The sequence below is a fragment of the Streptomyces gottesmaniae genome, assembly GCF_031845845.1.
Classification (GTDB): domain Bacteria; phylum Actinomycetota; class Actinomycetes; order Streptomycetales; family Streptomycetaceae; genus Streptomyces; species Streptomyces akebiae.
Map to the genome: position 1 here is coordinate 1 of NZ_JAVRFJ010000062.1, position 17,861 is coordinate 17,861.

The window sequence follows — 17,861 nt, forward strand, 5'->3', positions numbered from 1 at the left end:
GGAGGCCGGGCGGGGCCGATCCGGAGGCCGGGCGGGGCCGATCCGGAGGCCGGGCGGGGCCGATCCGGAGGCCGGGCGGGGCCGATCCGGAGGCCGGAAACGACAAAGGCAAGGAGGTCATGCACTCCTTGCCACTCTCAACGTATAGCGCACCGGGGGGCTTGCGGCAAGGCCCCCGTGGTGCCGCAGAATCTCCGGCCTGAGCCTGAATCGACGAAAACCGGGGGCGCTTGGATGCGTGTGCTGTTGGCGAACTACGACTCGCGCGGGGGCGTCGAGCCGCTGGTGGGACTCGCGGTCCGGCTGCGTGAACTCGACGCGGAGGTGCGGGTGTGCGCGCCGCCGGACGAGGAGTTCGCGCGGCGGCTGGCCGGTGTCGGCGTACCGCTGGTGCTGTTCGGCCGCCCCGTACGCGCGCTGATGACCGCGGCGGCGCCGCCGACGCCGGGCGGCGTGCCCCGACGTGCGGCCGAGTTGCTCGCGGAGTTCGACACGGTCGCCGAGGCGGCCGAGGGCTGTGACGTCCTGGTGGCGACGGGACTGCTCCCGGCCGCGGCCTGTGTGCGGTCGGTGGCCGACAAGCTGGGCATCCCGTACGTGTACGCGAGCTTCCAGTCCGTGTCCTTGCCGTCGCCCCACCATCCGCCGATGGCCCGGCCGGGGCGGCCGTTGCCGACGGACACGACCGACAACCGCGCCCTGTGGGACTTCGACGCCCGGAGTGCGAACGACCTGTTCGGCGAGGTGATCAACACCCACCGGACGTCGGTCGGCCTGCCACCGGTGGCCGACGTCCGCGACCACGTCTTCACCGACCGGCCGTGGCTGGCGACGGATCCGGTACTGGATCCGTGGCGGTCGCCGTCGGAGGGCGCGGGCGAGGTCGCTGCGGAGGGCGTACGGCGGGAACCGTCGTCCTTCGGCCTCGGCCTCGGCGGCGACGGCGTCGTGCAGACCGGCACCTGGATCGTGCCGGACGAGCGACCGCTCGCGCCCGAGCTGACGGCGTTCCTGGACGCGGGCACGCCGCCCGTGTACGTCGGCTTCGGCAGCATCGCCATCGGCGGCTCCGAGGACGTCGCCGGAGCCTGCGTCGAGGCGATCCGCGCGCACGGCCGCCGTGTGATCCTCTCCCGGGGCTGGGCGGAACTGGCCGTACTCGACGACCGGGACGACTGCTTCGTCGTCGGGGAGGCCAACCACCACGCGCTGTTCCGCCGCGTCGCCGCCGTCGTCCACCACGGCGGCGCGGGTACGACGACGACGGCGACCTGGGCGGGCACGCCCCAGGTGGTGGTGCCCCAGGGCGCGGACCAGCCGTACTTCGCGGGCCGGGTGGCCGACCTGGGCATCGGCGTGGCCCACGACGGCCCGACCCCGACGTTCGAGTCCCTGTCGACGGCACTGAAGGTGGCCCTGGCGTCGGAGACGGCGGCGCGGGCGGCCGAGGTGGCCGGGGTGGTCCTGCCGGACGGGGCGACGCGGGCGGCGAGGCTGCTGCTCGACACCTACGGAGGGGAGCGCCGGGGATCGGCGGCGCCGGTGTGAGCGGGAGGTGGCGGGCAGGCCGGGGCGTACGACCGGTGGGCCGGGGCCTGTGACCGGCGGGCTGGGTCGACCGGCGTGCCGGGGCCGACGACCGGCACGGCGGGCTCCCGCTACGACCGGCGTAAGCCGCCCCAGGCCATGACACACCCACCCCACAGGACCCCCCGACCCCACGCGACGCCCCCGACCCCACGCGATGCACCACCCCACCCCACTCACCCCAGTCACGACGCATCCACAGCCCCTCTAGGCACCCCCGCCCCACAGGACCACCCTCCGCACCCCCCACACTCGAAGCACGCGCACATGACGTTCGGAGTCGATGAGATGAACCCCCCGACCACCCCCACCAACCCCAGCGCGTTCCGCCTGCCCGACCGACTCGCCGCGAAAGCCGACCCCTCCCTCATCTCGACCGACGAGCGGCACTTCGCGGCCCTCGCCACCTGCCTCGCCCAGTCGATCGCCGAGGCTTCCGCCCAGCTCGACGCCGAACGGCGGGCCCCCGGCGGCCTGGGCCGGCAGGCCATGGACCGCGACACGGAGATCCACCGCCTGACCGCCCGTCTGCGCACCCTGCGCCGCTTCGGCCTGGACCTGTGCCTCGGCCACATGGTGCCCGAGGACGACCCGGAGACCCCCCTCTACATCGGCCGACTGGGCCTCACCGACAGCACCACGGGCCGCCGCCTGCTGATCGACTGGCGCTCCCCCGCCGCCGAGCCCTTCTTCGGCGCGACGCACGCCAACCCGATGGGCCTCGCCAGCCGCCGCCGCTACCGCTGGACCGACGGCCGTATCAGCGACTACTGGGACGAGATCTTCTCCTCCTCCGCGCTCGACAGCCTCACCGACCACCACCACACCGCCGCCCTCGACGACCAGTCCGCGTTCATCGCCAGCCTGGGCACCAACAGGTCGGAGCGCATGCGGGACGTCCTCGGCACCATCCAGGCCGACCAGGACGCCATCATCCGCGCGAGTTCCCGGGGCGCGCTGGTCGTGGACGGCGGCCCCGGCACCGGCAAGACGGTCGTCGCCCTGCACCGCTCCGCCTACCTCCTCCACTCCGACCCCCGTCTGGGCCACCGCCGCGGCGGCGTGCTCTTCGTCGGCCCCCACCGCCCGTACCTCTCCTACGTCGCCGACGTCCTGCCCAGCCTCGGCGAGGAGGGCGTGCAGACGTGCATCCTGCGGGACCTGGTCGCGGAGGGGGCGGTGGCCGGTGTCGAGCCCGACCCGGAGGTGGCGCGCCTGAAGTCGTCGGCGGCGCTGGTGGGCGGCATCGAGAAGGCCGTCCGCTTCTACGAGGAACCGCCCACCGAGGGCATGACGGTCACGACGCCCTGGTCCGACATCCGGCTGAGCCCCGCCGACTGGACCGCGGCCTTCGACGCGGCGGAACCGGGCACCCCGCACAACGAGGCCCGCCACCAGGTCTGGGAGGAACTGCTCACGATCCTGACCGACAAGCACGAGGCACAAGCCGCCGCCGATCCCGCCGGGGACCCCGACTCCGAGGCGGCCGTGCCCCCCGCGCTCCTGCGCAGGGCCCTCCTGCAGAACAGGGACCTGGTCACGACCTTCAACCGGGCCTGGCCGCTCCTGGAGGCGGCGGACCTGGTGGGAGACCTGTGGTCGGTACCGGCGTACCTGCGGCTGTGCGCCCCCTGGCTGACCCGTGACGAAGTGCGGCGCCTCCAGCGCGAGGACCCCCAGGCCTGGACGACCTCCGACCTGCCCCTCCTCGACGCCGCCCGTCAACGCCTGGGCGACCCGGAGACGGCCCGCCGCAAACGCCGCCACGCGGCCACGCTCGCCGCCCAGCGCGAGCGCATGACCCAGGTCGTGGACAACCTGATCGAGGCGGTCGCCAACTCCGGCGCCGACGGCGACGACGGCGAAGGCCTGGTGACGATGCTGCGCGGCGAGGACGCCCAGGTGAGCCTGGTCGACGACTCCGAACTCCACACCGCCGACCCGGACCTGCTGGCGGGCCCCTTCGCCCACATCGTCGTGGACGAGGCGCAGGAACTGACCGACGCGGAATGGCAGATGCTGCTGCAGCGCTGCCCGTCCCGCAGCTTCACGATCGTCGGGGACCGCGCCCAGGCCAGGCACGGTTTCACGGAGTCGTGGCAGGACCGCCTGAAGAGGGTGGGCCTGGACCGCATCACGCAGTCCTCCCTCACCATCAACTACCGCACCCCGGAAGAGATCATGACGGAGGCGGAACCGGTGATCCGCGCCGCACTCCCCGACGCGAACGTCCCGACGTCCATCCGCAGCAACGGCATCCCGGTCGAACACACCCGCACGTCCGATGTGGAGGTGGCACTCGGCTCGACGTTGGACGCCTGGCTGTCCGCCAACGCGGACGGAACCGCGTGCGTGATCACCGCGCCGGGCTCCGCGACGCGCATCCCCCCGACCCCCCGAGTCCGCCAGCTCACCCCCGAACTGTCGAAGGGCCTCGAATTCGACCTCGTGGTCCTCGTCGACCCGGAAACCTTCGGCGAGGGCATCGAGGGAGCGGTGGACCACTACGTGGCGATGACGCGGGCGACCCAACGACTGGTGATCCTCACGACCACCGCCTGAGCCCGACGTTCATCCGCTGCGAGCGGCCCCCTCCGGCCAGACGACGTCCACGGGAATCCCGGCCGCCCGCGCTTCGAGCACGGCATCGGCGGTGCCGCCGCCCTTGCCGGTGGGCGGCGCACCGTCCCATACGGCCACGAGCCGATCGGCCCGCTGGATGAGTACGGCGTTGGCGGCCTCGTACGCCTCCCGGTCGGCCGTCTCGTAGGGAAGCACGACGACCTCCTCGGCGGCCTCGACGAGCCGGTCGTAGGAGTCCGCGTGCTCGGGCTCTACGGTGCTCCGCCGATAGTCGCGCGAGGGCACGACGACGATCAGCCGCCCGCCGAGACCGAGCACGGCTTCGGCGAAGACCGTGTCGGCCCCCTTGGCGATGCAGGACACCCCGACGAGGGGGCCACCGGGGCCGCCGGAGCCACCGGGGCCGGCGGAGTCGGCGGAGTCGGCGGAGTCGGCGTCCGGGGCGTACGGTCTGAGCAGGTCGTCCAACGCCCCACGCACGAGGGGGACGGTCTGCTCGGTCAGGTCCAGATGCCCGGTCACCGCGATGGCTGTCTGCTGTCGCGAGGCCGGGCCGGCCTTGGCGGTGGTCATGCGATCACGCCTCCCTCGTCCTGGTGGCTCTAGTGGCTGTCGAGCGGGACCCAGGATCGCTCTCCCGCGTCGTTCGTGCCGTACCAGTAGTGCGGCATGCCCTTGATGCCGGTGGTGTGGAACGGGCGGCCGTCGTCGTCGATGCGGATCGTGCCGGTGCGGCCCTGGGAGGACCAGTCGAGTTCGAGGTACCAGCGGGCGTCGTGGGTCAGTGTCGTCGCGTGGACCTCCAGCACCTCCGGATCCTCGGCGGAGACACGGTACGGGAAGCGCACCGCCGGGATGACGTGCCCGCCGTCGGCAGCGTTCGCGCCGTCCTTCGGCTGGGCGACGGGACGGTCCTCGTCGAGGTCCACGGTGAAGCGGCGGGGGGTGAGGTCGCTGCCGCAGCCCTGGCCCATGGAGTAGGCGTTCCCGTCGGCGGGAGTGCCGCGGCTGACGACCCTGACGTGGATCGCCTTCAGGACCACGGCCGTGGACGACCGCCCCTGCACGGAGATCTGCACCTTCGTCTGCCGTCCGTGCACCGCGCCCTGCGTCGCCGCCCACACCTCGACGTCCTGCGGGAGCGGCGGCGGAGGCACCCGCGCGACCGGCTTGTCGATGACGTAGTCGTGGTCGCAGCCCTTGTCCCAGACCAGGGGGTCGACGCTCCAGGTGAGGGGCGGGTCGGCGGCGGGCTCGGTGGCCGACGGCTGCGCCGGGCGACCCGGTGCGCCGGCGGCGGTTGTCCCGGCGGTCCCCCCGGGGCTCACGGAGCGGGACGCGTCCTCCCCGGAGGAGTGGCCGTCCGAGAGGGCGGACAGACCCGCGACGGCGATGACGAGCAGTGCGCAGGCGGCAGTGGTGGCGGACACGAGAATCCGTCGACGGCGGCGCGCGGAGCCCGCACGGTCGCCGTACCGGCTGCTGTCTCGATCCCTGCCGCCGTCCCCTTCCCCGCCCCCGTCCCCGTCTGCAGCCGTTTCCGTTTCCGTGTCCCTGTCCCTCCCCCTGTCCGGGTCCGGGTCCGGGTCCGTTTTCGTTTCCGTGTCCGGTGCGGGTGCGGGTGCGGGTGCCGGAATAGCTGCCTCCGGTGAGTCGGCCGTACGCACCCGTTGCCGGGCCGCCACTGCCGACAACCACAGTCGGTGCAGATCGAGCCGCTCCTGCGGTGTAGCCCCGCAGAAGGTCGCGAGCCGCTCGACGGGCGCGAAGTCCTGCGGCACGCCCTCGCCCGCGCAGTACCGGTGCAGTGTGGAGGCGTTCATGCTGATCTCGCGGGCGAGGGAGCCGTAGCTCCGGCCGGTGCGGTCTTTGAGCTGACGCAGCAACGCCGCGAACTCCTCGGCATCGTCCCGAACCGACATCGTTCCCCTGTCGTCCGCCCGTGATTCCGCATCCCAGGCCCTGATATCACTGCACGTCAGGTGGGCGGGGATGGTTCCTTGTTGCCCGAAGGACGGCAGACCTCACGCCGGACCCCGATGGTCGGCGACGTCCGATACGCAGACGCCGAGGGTCGCGTTCACGGCCGCCGACGCTCGCGTTCATGGCCGCTGACCGGCTGGACGGGGCGGGTGCCCCGTCCGGCTGGACGGGGCGGGCTCCGCCGTCAGTGGGCGCTCTTGGTCGCGATGTCGGAGATGCGGTTGTACCGCTCCACGAGCACGTAGAGCTTGCTCTTCTTCGCGGTCTTCCCACTGCCGAAGGTGAGCGTGACGGTGACCTCGTGCGTGTGCCCCATGCTGCCGTTGTCGGTCACCGTCCACCGCGCCGGGATGTTCTGGGCACGCAGGACGCCGTCCGCCCCGTTCTTCTTCTCCCAGGCCGCCAGCCGCTTGGCGAAGTCGGGCGTCAGGTAGTGCTTGCGCAGCGCCTTGCCCAGCGCGGCGTCGGGGTCCGCGTAGTCGCCCTTCGCGTCGATGTACGCGCCGTAGAAGTCGGCGACCCGGGTCACCACGTGTCCGGACGTACCGGTGACCGACTTCGGCGCGGCGGCGGCCGGCTTCGAGGCGGCGGTGGGCGCCTGTGCCGAGGCATGGACGGACGCCTGCGCCGGCATCTGCGCCGACACGCCGAGCGCGACAGCCAGGACAAGGCCGGCGGCGGCCGCGCGGAGACCCGAACCACGGCGTGCGGGGGACTTCCTGTTCATGTGCGTCTTCCTTCTCTGATCGTCAAGGGGTTCGCCAGGCGCTCGGGCACAGAGGTGCCCGCCACGCAGGCTCGGGAGGGTGTCGCCGTCGTACCGCTGCCGGGCGGTCATCACGTCCCGGCCGGGGCGACACCCAGAGCTTCGAGGACGCCGGGGATCACCACAACAGCTGCCGACCCATCCCCGGCGGCAGAACGGTCCCACCCCTGTTGACCTGCGGAGAACGGGGTCCTGGGAATGCCTGGGATTGGCTGGGATGCCGCCTGGACGGCCGCACCGGAAGTCGTGGTGCCGCCGGGTGGCGCGTCGAACGTCGACCGCCCCGCACTCTCTCCTCACCTGTGGGCGAGTGCGCCTGAGCGCGCCTGTCCCCCTGACGGGCAGACGGGCAGACGGGCTCACGGGCTCACGGGCTCACGGGCTCACGGGCTCACGGGCTCACGGGCTCAGCCCCCGCCCCGATGCTCACTGTGCCGGGACCGAACCATGCGCAACCGCTCGCGAGGTGCTCGGACATACGTTCCCGACCCGGCCCGCCCCTCCAGGATGCCCTCAATGATCAGGCGCTCCATGGCACGTTGCGTGACATTGCGCCCCACCCCGTACTCCTCGGCGAGCTGCGCTCGCGACGGCAGACGCTCACCGACGTCCCACTCCCCCGCCCGCACCCGGCGGCGCAGGTCGTCCGCGACATCGAGATAGGGGGCCTCTCGCGGCATACGACTCTCCGTGCTGCCCCGAACGCGCAGGGCTGGTGATGCGGTTGACGACGACATTGACAAGCTACTGCATCAGGTAGAAGCTACTGAAGTAGAAGTACGCTGTGTGATCGTGCGCTTACGGGGGAGACCTGTGCGACCGAAGGCCGAATGCATTGCCGCTCGACTGGCCGTAGCCACGGGGGCCGAGGTGCGCCGCCAGGAATCTGCCGCCGGTGTCCGACTGGAAGTGGACTTGCCGCAGGAGCTGAGCGCGGCCTCACGCAGAGCCGTTTTGGCCGCCATCGCCGACGCCGACGCGTACGGGCATCGGCGCACCGGTGAAAGCGACCACCTCTGGGCGCTCGTCATTGACAAGGCCGAACAGAGCCCCGGCGACCGCTGACACGGCCCCGGGGCATGGCCGATCCAACCAGGAGATCGACAATGAAGCTTGTATCACGGGCGTTTGCCTGGGCCAGAGCAGTACTGATCGGACTGCCAGATCCGGAAGACCATCTTCTGCCCCAGCGCTCACGCTCTGACTCTCATCCCGATCCGAGCCTGTCGCCGTGCCGCCCTTCGCTGGAGACGTGGGCCAACTTCCTCACAAGCACCCCGCCCCACAGAAGTTCGCACCCACGACCTCACACAGAAGTGCCCCCCATCACCATGGACGACATCAACAGCACTCTCGTCGGCGCCTACCTCCTCGCCCCGGAGGTACGCCAGTACAGGCGATGTGCGTACCGATTGACGGAGGCGCACTGATGCCCAGCCGACAGAACGCAGCCGCCGTGCCCCGCCCCGAACTCCCCATGCTCCGCGCCTACCGCCTCTGGTTCGAGCACACCCGCACGTGCGCCGCCGGCTGCAAGGGCACCCCCAAGGCTCAGGACGGCTGCGAGGACGGACGTCAGCTGTGGGGCACGTACCGCCTCACGCGCATCGGAAAGGCGACGACGTCATGAGCTGGACCATCGAACGCCCACCCGGCCGCCCGGTGCGCCGCACCGACGACAACCGCCTCGCCGTACCGCTCCGCCTGTCCCTCACCGACGGACACGCCGCCGACACCGAACTCACCCTCACCCTCGCCGAGGCCGAACACCTGCACGCCGCACTCTGCCGCGCCCTCGACGGCGAACCGTCACCACCGGCCGCGCCTGAGTGCCGCCAGTCGGTGCAGGCCTCGCCGGGGGCGGCGCACATCGTCGGGCGCGCGTAGCAGGTCCCGCAGCACCACCGGGTTGCTGAACCGTCTCCCGGCCCGGCGCCGTACGAATCCGGGCCGGGAGACGCAGTAAAGGCTGGCCGTGAAGGCAGGCCAACGCCCTCCCGCACAAAAGAAATCCAGACCTTCTCCGCCACCACCCGCGAGTGCCCGGCGGTCTGCAGACCAACGTCCTTCACGTCTGAGACGCACCGCTCACGCAGCGGCTCCCGCACCGAACGCCTCAACCGGTGGCCCCTGTCCGCAGTTCTCCCGCCGGTAGGGGACCTGTTGCCATATCGGAGCCACCAGGGTCCGGACCCTCTCCACGTGTTGCCTCTGTGCTCGGCATGTCCCTAACTGGTTGGCGCAGGTGCTACCGGCCACGTACGGGAGGCATCCACCGACGCAGCCGAACCAGGGCGGTCACCGACGACGGTCCGCCGCTTGATCAGCCGGTCCATGTGGCTGACCGCCTAATGCTGGGTGTCCTGCACAACGTGCGTGTACACGTCCATGGTGATGCTGCTCTGACTGTGCCCAAGGATTTCCATCACAAGGCGCGGCTCCGGCGGCCGTGAGGGGAGCCGCCGCGCCGTCCCGAGTGTCATGGACGTCACCCGACTCGTGTCACTGCTTCCCGCGTCGTTGAGTGCGTCAACATTCGCGTGATCCAGTTGTCATACTGCCAGCTCCGCTAGGCCGCGAGTCCAGGACAGGCCAACAATGGTCAACTCTCGAGGTAACTAAGGTTTAGTCGAACCATGTTGTCGTACGGATCGTTGCTCCGGATCGTGATAAGCACCCAGCTGTCTTCGCTACTAAGCACGCAAAGCCCACCCTTGTCCAGTATGTCGTCGATTCGGACATACGAATCAGCCCTGTCACGAGCCGCACAGTCGGGAATTCTGCTTTCATCGAGAAGGCCAAATTCGACCACCGCAGTTCCGGGACGGCTGTCCGATGACTCAAACTGAAAGGATTGCCCGGCAAGGGTGACGTAGAACTCGCTGCGATGCGCATCTGCCTCGGTCACCGTTCCGGGCTTGTCGAGATCCACATATTCCTCAGGCCGGACATCAAGTTTCACGGTCGAGATAACCGATAACGCTTCGGTCGGCTGTGGATCGGGCGACCCCAATTCGGGAGTGGGGGATGGAGAAGGCTGCTCATGCGTGGATGATGCTTGCTTGGATGACGGGATTTGAGTGGGCAGCTCGCTACTACTCGACGTGTCGGTAGGGCTTGGCGTATTGCTCGGCACAGTAGGCGGTGGAGCTGCACTGAAGCCACCCTTGTCCTTCGGGGTGTTGTTACTTCTTTCACCGTCCAGCCAGATACTGGACACGGCTGCTGTAACCGCTGCCATGGCTACGGCCACGGCGCCCAAGACGAAGGCGTTCTTGCGCCGCTGCGGTAGAGAGGCAGGCGGCGGCTGGGCTACCTGGGATTTGCCGGCTGGCTCAAGTTTGCGGAGTACGGCAACGACAGCAGAAGCGGCGTTACGAGCCGCCTGAAGCTGGGAGCCTTCGGTATCCCGTACTTGCTTCTGCGCGTCAGCCTTATCACTGATGCCCCGGATAATCAGGTTGTCCAGGGCGCCGGTGAGACGGGATGCCTGGGCAACACCAGCGCCCTCCATCTCGATGGCGACAGCGTCGTTGTAGTGTTTGTTGAGATGGCGTGTGATTGCTGAAGCGGCGTCAGCGAGGACGAAGTCACCGACTGCAATCGGTTTAAAGTGGACCTGATAATCGGCATTTCGGAGGGCGTAGCGGGCAGCCTGTTCCAGCCGATGCGTGGCATGCCATGCCTCAGGGCGCACGAGGAATCCTTCAGGCGTCTGCTTACCGCCCTGGATGCCGCAGATCTTCGTAGCCACCACGACATCACCGATGTTGATGTCTCCCTTCAGGCCGCCTGCAACACCCACGAAGAACAGGGCCTGGGGGGCAATCCAGGTATAAATGCGCTCGGTGAGGGTGGCGGCTGTGAGGTTACCCTCGCCGATCTCAGCAAGCGCAACGCGCCAGGAGGAACCGGCGAGCCGACCGCGTTCGATGCGTGTACCACTGGGCCAGTGAACAAGTGTCTCAATTTGGGAAAGCCGAGCTCGCACAGCGTTGTATTCCACAGGCAAGGCGGTCAGGATGACCGCGGTCGGAAGTTTCGTGTCTACCACTAACTTGCCTCGCCCGTTCTCTCGTCCCGATATAGAAGTCCACGGTAGGCCCAACAACCCCGGATACACCGCTCGTTTGACAGACCCGGCCACGGTGGTCTCAGCAGCGGCGATCTGTGGGCAGCCTCTGCCGGGCAACAGCATGAATGCAGGTCCGCAAGGCAAGTGTCCGGCTCGTGGACCCGTGGACTCGTCCGGGCCTGGTTGTCACCAGTGCCCTGAACTGCTGCTCTTTCCAGCTCAACGGACCTCCGGAGCCGTCTCAACGCATGCGCACCCCGTCGCCGTCGCCGTCGCCGTCGCCGCGTGCCACGATGTCGTGTCACGCGGGGAGGGACGATTTCCTTGAGGTTTGACCAGTCTTCGGCCGACAGGCTCGACGCGGCGATGCACGCACAACTGCTGCCGGACGAAGCGGTGAAGTCACTGGGCAGTTGGCTCGCCGATCCGGAGCGAGGCCGGCGCTACAGCCATGGCAGCGGGGCGCATGCGATTCCTTACTCGCCTCGCGGTTGGATGGCCGTAGCCCCGTGGCCCGACACTTTCGCCGACCGGGCCGCGGTCGCTTCGGCCTCCGTGAGTCGGGCCGAGGTTGTGGCCGCGGTTCGGGCAGCGCAGCGATCACGGAGTTGGGCCGAGGCGTTCGTGGCGACCCAGGTCTGGGGCTACGGCCTCACGGGCTACGGTCCCTACCGCACGGGGCGGGTGCTCGCCCAGCCAGGGGCCGAGGATGCCTTCGCGGAAGCCGTGTCCCTGCTCGTCGACGACGGTGCGTGCGCGGCCTACGAGAGGCTGCGGGCGGTGGACGGGCTCGGGCCGGCGTTTCTCACCAAGTTCCTCTACTTCGCCGGTCAGGCGTTGCCGGAGGTGAAAGGGCCGCGTCCTCTCATTCTCGACAGCGTGCTCGCGGGGGTTCTGCGTCGGCATGCTACGAAGATCGGGGTCGTGGCCGGCTACGCATGGGCCGCGCCGGTCGCCAACCGCGTCTGGCGTGACAGCGACTGGACCTCCCACCGCTATCACGTCTACCTCCAGTGGATGTACGCGGTCGGCGACCAGCTGAGTGCCGCGTCGATCGAGTGGCCCGCAGGGCAGCCGGACGTTCTCGAGTTGGCCCTTTTCAGCGGGGCTTGGGACCCCGCATAGACCACCGGGGACTTGGATTGAGAGGGCGTGCCATTTCGCTACTGGGCGCGGCCAGGCGCCAACTGCACTGGGCAGACTGGCCGTTTAGCGCCGCGCGTCCCGACCCCTGAGCGCTCGGCGCGCGTACCACCGCGCCAGGAGTGACGCGTGACTCGCGGGCACAGGTTCAGCCGGCCCTGCCGACCGAGCTGACCGCCCTCGGGCGCCGTCAGCTCAAGGTGGCCAGCGTGGCCAGCGACGCGGTTCGCCGCGTCGAGCAGGGCATGCCGGCCGATCTCGATGCCGACGGACAGGAGCCCAGATGCGGCGCCTGCTGACCACGTGCATCGCCTCACCGACCCAACCGCCCGCGCCGGCGACGTGGCTTCTCCGGCCCCCACCCCTCAGCAGGAGGACCGCCCATCGCACTGGTCCCCGAACGGCACCTCACCCGTCCGGGGACGAACTGCCTGTCACCGCTGCACGGCCGGAGCAGCGGATGATGGCCCGTATGCGCATCCGTATCGACGCCGTCGACCTGCCCGGCCGCACCTGCCCGGCCCCCGCCGACAGGAACGTCCCCGCCTACGGCAACGTCCACGTCGCGGTGCAGCGCCGCGGCAGTCCGGCCGAACTCCTGGAGCCGCAGCCCGGTGACGCCGTGTCCGCCACCTGGACCCTGGAGTGCAGCGCGACCGTCTCGCCGACCGGCACCGAGGTGACAGGCCCGTACGTACAGGACCGCTTCGGTCACCGGTTCATCTACCTGTCCTGGGGCACGGTCGACGACTCGGGCGTCTTCACCATGTTCCGCCGCGCCAAGCTCATGCTCGACGCCGTCCCCGCCGACACACTCGCCGCCGCCGCACGCGACGGCCTGCTGGTCGGACGCCTCGGCCTGACCGATCCGCACGGCAACCCCCTGTACGCGCGCGTCACGCCCCCGCACATCACCTGGACCGCCGAGCCCGCCGGCCAGGGCCGGGCCAGCGGGGCACCCTCGAACTTTCCAGGGTCCCCTGGATCCACCTCTGTGTGAGCATGCCCCTGACCGAGGTGCAGACACAGACAGACACAGACACAGGGGGAATCACATGAACTTTCACGGCACGCGTTCACGGGTCGTCGCGGCGGTGATGGGCGCCGCCGTCGTGACCGCGCTGGGGCTGTCGGCATCGCCTGCCTCGGCGAAGATGTCCGACGGGTGGGTGCGCGGATACGACAGGTTCTCCGACGATTGGGACGACGAAGGAGATCTCGGAAGGCTGGAGCCCAACTCCAACTCCAACGCCACCTGTCTGTGGCAGCGCGTTCTGTGGGCGGAGGGGGCGTACGCCACCAACTACGACAACGAGATCTTCGAGAAGGACGACATCACCGGATACTTCGGGTGGCGCACCTACTACTCGACCATCTACCTGCAGAAGCAGTTGGGGGCCGACAAGGACGGCATTGTCGGCGGGGAGACCATGGGCCTGGCCAACAAGCACATGTACCAGACCGGTGGATCGACCGCTCGCGGCAAGACGCTGTATCTGAGGTACCAGGGCAAGAAGCACAGCTTCGACCTGAGCCGAAACACCGAGGGCAAGTACGTCTTCCCCGACGCCAACGACGACTCGCGTCAGGCGGGTTACGAGTACCTCAGCTGCGGCTGACAGGCAAGCATCGCCCAGCGAAGTCGGCCTGGATCCGCACGAGTCCATGAAGGAGCCCCGGGTCGATCCTGCTCGACCCGGGGCTCCCCGTGGGACGTCACCGTCCCCCGTTGTCCGGTTGTGGTGGCGTGGTGGTGGGCGGCGGCTCTACGGAGCCGTCGTCCCCGTCACGTCCGTCAGCTTCCAGCGCTGGTTCAGGCCCGAGTTCGGGGTCCAGACTCCGACTCCCGCGCCGTCCGTCGTCGACTGGCCGTAGACGTCCGGGAGTTCGCCCGTGGCCACGTTCACCAGGGTCCACGTGCTGTCGCCCGTCGAGGACAGGATCCACTGGGCGGCCTCGTCGCGGGTGGCCGTGTCGCGTTCGGCCACCAGGGAGCCGAAGCGGATGGCCAGGCGCTTGTGCGACGTGGTCTCCGTCAGGGCGTAGCGCGTGCGGTTGTCGGTCTTGCCCTTGCCGATGCGGTCCAGGGTCCACTGCTGGGTGTTGCCGGCCGCGGTGCTCGGGGTCTTGATGACCAGGCTCTTGCCGTCGGGGCCGACGGAGAGGTTCTTGCTGCTCTGGACGCCCGTGAAGGTGTACGTGTGGTTGTCCTGGAGTTCGGCCTTCGACGCCGCCACCCCCGAGACACCGTTCACCAGGAACGACGTCACCGACTGGGCCGGGACCGTGATCGTCGCCTGCTTGCCGGTGACCTTGACGGCCTTCTTGCGGATCAGCTTGCCGGCCGCGTCCGTGACCACCGGGGTGATCGTCGCCTTCTTGGAGACCTTGCCGAACTTCGAGAGGTCGACCGTCACCGCGCGGGACTCGGTGGTGCTGTTGACGTGGACGACCGTCGCCTTGTCGCCCTTCTTCGCCACCGCGGCCGTGCTCGACTCGTCGTTGGTCTTGATCAGGCGGTCGCCCGGCTTGATGTAGTGCGTGAAGTTGCGGGCCGTGTCGAACTTGGTGTTCGTGTAGATCGGGCAGGTCTTGAGCGTGTCCGACTTCGTGCAGGAGAACGAGAGCTGGATCGAGCCCCAGTTGCCGCCCTTGGCGGACTCGCCGCCGGGCTTCATGTTGTCGTAGTCCTCGACCGGCTGCCAGAAGACCCAGGCCTGGGGCTCCAGTTCGCGCAGGTCGTCGACGATGCGCTGGGCGAGGCCCAGGCCGGGGCGCATGTCGGTGAAGCTCTGGCCGTCGCCCCAGTCGCCCTCGACCTCGCTCATCCACAGCGGCTTGTCGGCGGCCTTGGCGAGGTCGCGGACCGTGGTGCGCTGGCTGGTGCCGTAGGTGTGGACGTTCATCTGGTCGACGAGGTCGCGGACCTCCTGGGGGTAGGAGTTCCAGTTCGTGGCGAAGGTGCCGGGGTTCGTCTCGTCCATCGCGGAGATCTCCGCGCGGGTGCGGGAGTCGTCGAGGACCGGGCCCAGCGCCCGCAGCACCTTCTGCTGGAGCTCGGGGCCCATGTGGGCGCCCTCCTGACGGCCTCCGGTCGGCTGACCGTCGGCGCCGAGCTTGGTGCCCCAGTAGTTGGTGTTGGGCTCGTTGAAGGGGTCGAGGGTGTCGACCTTGATGCCGTGGGCCTTCTCCAGGCGCTCGGTGGCGCCGACCAGGTACTGGGCGAAGTCCTCGACCGACTCCTCCTTCAGCTGGTCCTTCGACGCGTCGAAGCCGCCGGAGACGTAGCCGCTCTCCGTCATGAACCACGGCGGGGAGTTGCTGAAGGTCTCCCAGTGCGTGATGTCCTTCTTGATGCGGTCGACCCACCAGCGCTGGGTGGCGTCCGCGTTCTTGTTCCAGTCCTTCTTGTCGTCGGCGCTCCACCAGTCGACGTCCTCGCGGGTGGTGCCCGCCGGGGCCTTCCACCAGCCCTCGACCGCGCCGCCGGCCCGCAGGTAGTCCTTGACGTCGGGGGCGTTGCCGCCGCCGATGTTGTAGCGGGCGATGTTGAGGTTGAGGCCGGCCTCGCCGAAGAGGAGCTTGGCGAGCTTCTCGCGGATCGCGGGCGGGTAGTCGCCGGTCGCGTTGGCGAACCAGACCAGGCTGGTGCCCCAGCCCTCGAAGCTCTGGCCCTTGTAGGAGGGGTCGGGGCTGACCGTCACCGACGCGGCGGCCGTCGTGTCGGCGTGCGCCATCGGCAGGGAGGTCGTGGCCATGGCCGTGCCGGTGGCCAGGGCCGTGATGCCGATGGCCCCGAGGAGCCGTCTCGTACGGGTGCGGTGTGCCATTCGAGTACTCCAACTCTTCCGTGTGCCGCGTCCCGGCGGAACATAGAGATCGGGGCCCGCGTGGTGCGGTTCGGCGGGGTGCTGCTTGTGGGGCTCTGGGTGGGGCTCTTGAGGCTCCGGGTGAGAGCTTCTGTTGCGGTTCGGTGCGCTCTCGTATGATTTGTCGCGGTGAATGTTTACGTAAACATCCACTGAGGCGGATGTCTACACTGTGCGAATCTCGGCGGTCAAGGATTCGTCAAAGATCGATGCGTCGACCGGTCGTCGCGGGCGAGGCGGAAGAGTCGGGGGAACCCAGGTGGACACGACCGACGGTCGTACGAGGAGACGTACGGGGCGGCCCCGGCAAGGGCCCTCCATGAGCGATGTCGCCCGGGTCGCCGGCGTCTCCGCCCAGACCGTCTCCCGGGTCTCCAACGGCTTCGCCGGCGTCAACGAGGACACCCGGCGCCAGGTGCTCGCCGCCATGCGGGAACTGGGGTACCGGCCCAACAGCGCGGCTCGGGCGCTGCGGCGCGGGGAGTTCCGGACGCTCGGCGTGATCACCTTCTCCCTCTCCACCCTCGGCAACATCCGCACGCTCGACGCGATCGCCACGTCCGCCGCGCGGGAGGGGTACGCCGTCACGCTGCTGCCCGTCGCCGTGCCGACGCAGGACGAGGTGAACGGGGCGTTCTCGCGGCTCGGGGAGCTGGCCGTGGACGCGGTCATCGTGATCATGGAGGTGCATCTGCTGGACGCGGCGACCGTGTCCGTGCCGCCCGGGGTGCAGGTCGTGGTCGCCGACTCCGACGCCGGGGACCGGTACACCGTCGTCGACACCGACCAGGCGGGGGGCGCGCGGGACGCCGTACGGCATCTGCTGGAGCTGGGGCACGAGACGGTGTGGCACCTGGCCGGGCCCGAGGACTCGTTCGCGGCGCAGCGGCGGGCGAACGCGTGGCGGGCCACGCTCGCCGAGGCGGGTGTCCTGGACGCGCCGCCTCTCGTGCGGGGCGACTGGTCGGCCGAGTCCGGGTACCGGGCCGGGTTGCGGATCGCCGAGGAGGCGGACTGTACGGCCGTGTTCGTCGCGAACGATCAGATGGCGCTGGGGTTGTTGCGGGCGCTGAACGAGCGTGGGCGGCGGGTTCCCGAGGACGTGAGTGTCGTCGGGTTCGACGACATCCCCGAGGCCGCGTCCTTCCTGCCGCCCCTGACCACCGTCCACCAGGACTTCGCGGAGGTGGGGCGGCTGTGTGTGGAGGGGGTACTGCGCAAGATGCGGGAGGGCGGGGAAGGAGATCGAGGGGAGCCGGGGGAAGGCGGCGAGGAACACGGGACGACTCTCGTGCCCACCCGGCTCGTACGGCGGCGGAGTACGGCACCGCCGCCGGTACCCGGCAGCTGAGCGCTCAGGTGCCGCTCGTCGTCTCCTGGCGCTGGTCGGGCCGCTGGGTGCCGAACGCCCGGTGCAGGCGGCCGAGCTCCCAGAGCAGGTAACCGCTGGCTCCGGCGAACGGGAACCACGTGCCCAGGTGGAAGAGGAGCACCGGCATGTACAACAGGCCGACCAGGACACCGAACTTGAACAGGATGGCTGTGTACGGCTGAGTGCGTTCGACCATGATGTGCCCTCCCCTGCCATGGACCCGCGGTCAGCGCGATCTCATGTGCGGCCCCCCTTGGCCTCCGCATCGCCATGATGCCTTCGGGGCGACGGGTTCGCGAGGGTCGGCGAAGGCTGCGCCACGTATCTTCACAAACGCTCAGTTCTCGTACTCCGGGGCCGCCGACTGGCGGAGTCGGTCCACCTCGGCCCCGAAAATGTGGACGCCCCGTCGGTGCGGGCGTGTGCCGTTACGGTGGGCTGTCGTGAGTGGCATACGGGGTGGGCGTGGGCGTGGACCCGGGC

The 17,861-nt window shown here is 69.6% G+C and carries 16 protein-coding genes and 1 pseudogene; 10 read left to right on the plus strand and 7 right to left on the minus strand.

The window, feature by feature from the left end; genetic code table 11:
- The first annotated feature begins 234 nt into the window (after positions 1-234).
- Positions 235-1,548, plus strand: a complete 1,314-nt coding sequence (locus tag RM704_RS42130) for a glycosyltransferase (protein WP_033530451.1) — start codon at positions 235-237, stop codon at positions 1,546-1,548.
- Between the two features lie 327 nt (positions 1,549-1,875).
- Positions 1,876-4,149 carry an RNA polymerase recycling motor ATPase HelR gene (helR, locus tag RM704_RS42135; protein ID WP_033530768.1) on the plus strand — a complete coding sequence of 758 codons (2,274 nt, stop codon included), beginning with the start codon at positions 1,876-1,878 and terminating at the stop codon, positions 4,147-4,149.
- Positions 4,150-4,158: 9 nt separating this feature from the next.
- Here helR and RM704_RS42140 read toward each other — a convergent pair whose 3' ends face one another.
- The 4 genes and pseudogenes from RM704_RS42140 to RM704_RS42155 form a co-directional block, all read right to left on the minus strand.
- Entirely contained in the window at positions 4,159-4,743 is a 585-nt protein-coding gene (locus RM704_RS42140; RefSeq protein ID WP_052146342.1) for a hypothetical protein, read from the minus strand.
- Positions 4,744-4,772: 29 nt separating this feature from the next.
- Positions 4,773-6,092: a helix-turn-helix domain-containing protein gene (locus RM704_RS42145; protein WP_033530452.1), complete on the minus strand. Its 1,320-nt coding sequence runs from the start codon at positions 6,090-6,092 to the stop codon at positions 4,773-4,775.
- 245 nt (positions 6,093-6,337) lie between these two features.
- A complete protein-coding gene (locus RM704_RS42150; protein ID WP_033530453.1) occupies positions 6,338-6,880 on the minus strand; it encodes a hypothetical protein in 543 nt (180 codons plus the stop codon).
- 452 nt (positions 6,881-7,332) lie between these two features.
- A pseudogene (locus tag RM704_RS42155) lies at positions 7,333-7,599 on the minus strand (winged helix-turn-helix domain-containing protein); the annotation flags it as partial.
- Positions 7,600-7,732: 133 nt separating this feature from the next.
- Between RM704_RS42155 and RM704_RS42160 the strand changes: the two are divergent.
- The 3 genes from RM704_RS42160 to RM704_RS42170 all read left to right on the plus strand — a co-directional run bounded on the left by RM704_RS42160 (position 7,733) and on the right by RM704_RS42170 (position 8,806).
- The gene (locus tag RM704_RS42160; RefSeq protein WP_033530454.1) at positions 7,733-7,984 is read left to right on the plus strand and encodes a hypothetical protein; all 252 of its coding nucleotides are present in this window, start codon (positions 7,733-7,735) and stop codon (positions 7,982-7,984) included.
- A 364-nt stretch (positions 7,985-8,348) separates the two neighbouring features.
- The gene (locus RM704_RS42165) at positions 8,349-8,549 is read left to right on the plus strand and encodes a hypothetical protein (RefSeq protein ID WP_033530455.1); all 201 of its coding nucleotides are present in this window, start codon (positions 8,349-8,351) and stop codon (positions 8,547-8,549) included.
- Entirely contained in the window at positions 8,546-8,806 is a 261-nt protein-coding gene (locus RM704_RS42170; RefSeq protein WP_052146343.1) for a hypothetical protein, read from the plus strand. The genes RM704_RS42165 and RM704_RS42170 overlap by 4 nt, the downstream gene beginning before the upstream one ends.
- A gap of 715 nt (positions 8,807-9,521) precedes the next feature.
- On the opposite strand, the gene RM704_RS42175 is transcribed toward RM704_RS42170, so the two are convergent.
- On the minus strand, positions 9,522-10,925 hold the full coding sequence (locus tag RM704_RS42175) for a 5'-methylthioadenosine/S-adenosylhomocysteine nucleosidase family protein (protein ID WP_438828990.1): 1,404 nt from the start codon (positions 10,923-10,925) through the stop codon (positions 9,522-9,524).
- Between the two features lie 393 nt (positions 10,926-11,318).
- On the opposite strand from RM704_RS42175, the gene RM704_RS42180 reads away from it, so the two are divergent.
- From RM704_RS42180 to RM704_RS42195, 4 genes are all read left to right on the plus strand, one after another.
- On the plus strand, positions 11,319-12,119 hold the full coding sequence (locus RM704_RS42180; RefSeq protein ID WP_033530456.1) for an 8-oxoguanine DNA glycosylase OGG fold protein: 801 nt from the start codon (positions 11,319-11,321) through the stop codon (positions 12,117-12,119).
- A 140-nt stretch (positions 12,120-12,259) separates the two neighbouring features.
- Positions 12,260-12,436 carry a hypothetical protein gene (locus RM704_RS42185; RefSeq protein WP_192829790.1) on the plus strand — a complete coding sequence of 59 codons (177 nt, stop codon included), beginning with the start codon at positions 12,260-12,262 and terminating at the stop codon, positions 12,434-12,436.
- 173 nt (positions 12,437-12,609) lie between these two features.
- A complete protein-coding gene (locus RM704_RS42190; protein ID WP_311593167.1) occupies positions 12,610-13,137 on the plus strand; it encodes a DUF5990 family protein in 528 nt (175 codons plus the stop codon).
- 55 nt (positions 13,138-13,192) lie between these two features.
- Complete coding sequence (locus tag RM704_RS42195; RefSeq protein ID WP_033530458.1) at positions 13,193-13,756, plus strand: hypothetical protein; 564 nt, start codon at positions 13,193-13,195, stop codon at positions 13,754-13,756.
- Positions 13,757-13,903: 147 nt separating this feature from the next.
- On the opposite strand, the gene RM704_RS42200 is transcribed toward RM704_RS42195, so the two are convergent.
- On the minus strand, positions 13,904-15,967 hold the full coding sequence (locus RM704_RS42200) for an RICIN domain-containing protein (protein ID WP_033530459.1): 2,064 nt from the start codon (positions 15,965-15,967) through the stop codon (positions 13,904-13,906).
- A 358-nt stretch (positions 15,968-16,325) separates the two neighbouring features.
- Here RM704_RS42200 and RM704_RS42205 point away from each other — a divergent pair, with 358 nt between their 5' ends.
- Positions 16,326-17,357, plus strand: a complete 1,032-nt coding sequence (locus RM704_RS42205) for a LacI family DNA-binding transcriptional regulator (RefSeq protein ID WP_033530460.1) — start codon at positions 16,326-16,328, stop codon at positions 17,355-17,357.
- 4 nt (positions 17,358-17,361) lie between these two features.
- On the opposite strand, the gene RM704_RS42210 is transcribed toward RM704_RS42205, so the two are convergent.
- A complete protein-coding gene (locus RM704_RS42210) occupies positions 17,362-17,574 on the minus strand; it encodes a hypothetical protein (protein ID WP_033530461.1) in 213 nt (70 codons plus the stop codon).
- Between the last annotated feature and the right edge of the window lie 287 nt (positions 17,575-17,861).

Excerpts from the sequence above, each read along its gene's own strand:
- RM704_RS42170 (WP_052146343.1), top strand. The coding sequence starts at position 8,546 with ATGAGCTGGACCATCGAACGCCCACCCGGCCGCCCGGTGCGCCGCACC.
- RM704_RS42205 (WP_033530460.1), top strand. The coding sequence starts at position 16,326 with ATGAGCGATGTCGCCCGGGTCGCCGGCGTCTCCGCCCAGACCGTCTCC.
- RM704_RS42210 (WP_033530461.1), bottom strand. The coding sequence starts at position 17,574 with ATGGTCGAACGCACTCAGCCGTACACAGCCATCCTGTTCAAGTTCGGT.
- RM704_RS42165 (WP_033530455.1), top strand. The coding sequence starts at position 8,349 with ATGCCCAGCCGACAGAACGCAGCCGCCGTGCCCCGCCCCGAACTCCCC.
- RM704_RS42200 (WP_033530459.1), bottom strand. The coding sequence starts at position 15,967 with ATGGCACACCGCACCCGTACGAGACGGCTCCTCGGGGCCATCGGCATC.
- RM704_RS42190 (WP_311593167.1), top strand. The coding sequence starts at position 12,610 with ATGCGCATCCGTATCGACGCCGTCGACCTGCCCGGCCGCACCTGCCCG.
- RM704_RS42145 (WP_033530452.1), bottom strand. The coding sequence starts at position 6,092 with ATGTCGGTTCGGGACGATGCCGAGGAGTTCGCGGCGTTGCTGCGTCAG.
- helR (WP_033530768.1), top strand. The coding sequence starts at position 1,876 with ATGAACCCCCCGACCACCCCCACCAACCCCAGCGCGTTCCGCCTGCCC.
- RM704_RS42130 (WP_033530451.1), top strand. The coding sequence starts at position 235 with ATGCGTGTGCTGTTGGCGAACTACGACTCGCGCGGGGGCGTCGAGCCG.
- RM704_RS42150 (WP_033530453.1), bottom strand. The coding sequence starts at position 6,880 with ATGAACAGGAAGTCCCCCGCACGCCGTGGTTCGGGTCTCCGCGCGGCC.
- RM704_RS42140 (WP_052146342.1), bottom strand. The coding sequence starts at position 4,743 with ATGACCACCGCCAAGGCCGGCCCGGCCTCGCGACAGCAGACAGCCATC.
- RM704_RS42195 (WP_033530458.1), top strand. The coding sequence starts at position 13,193 with ATGAACTTTCACGGCACGCGTTCACGGGTCGTCGCGGCGGTGATGGGC.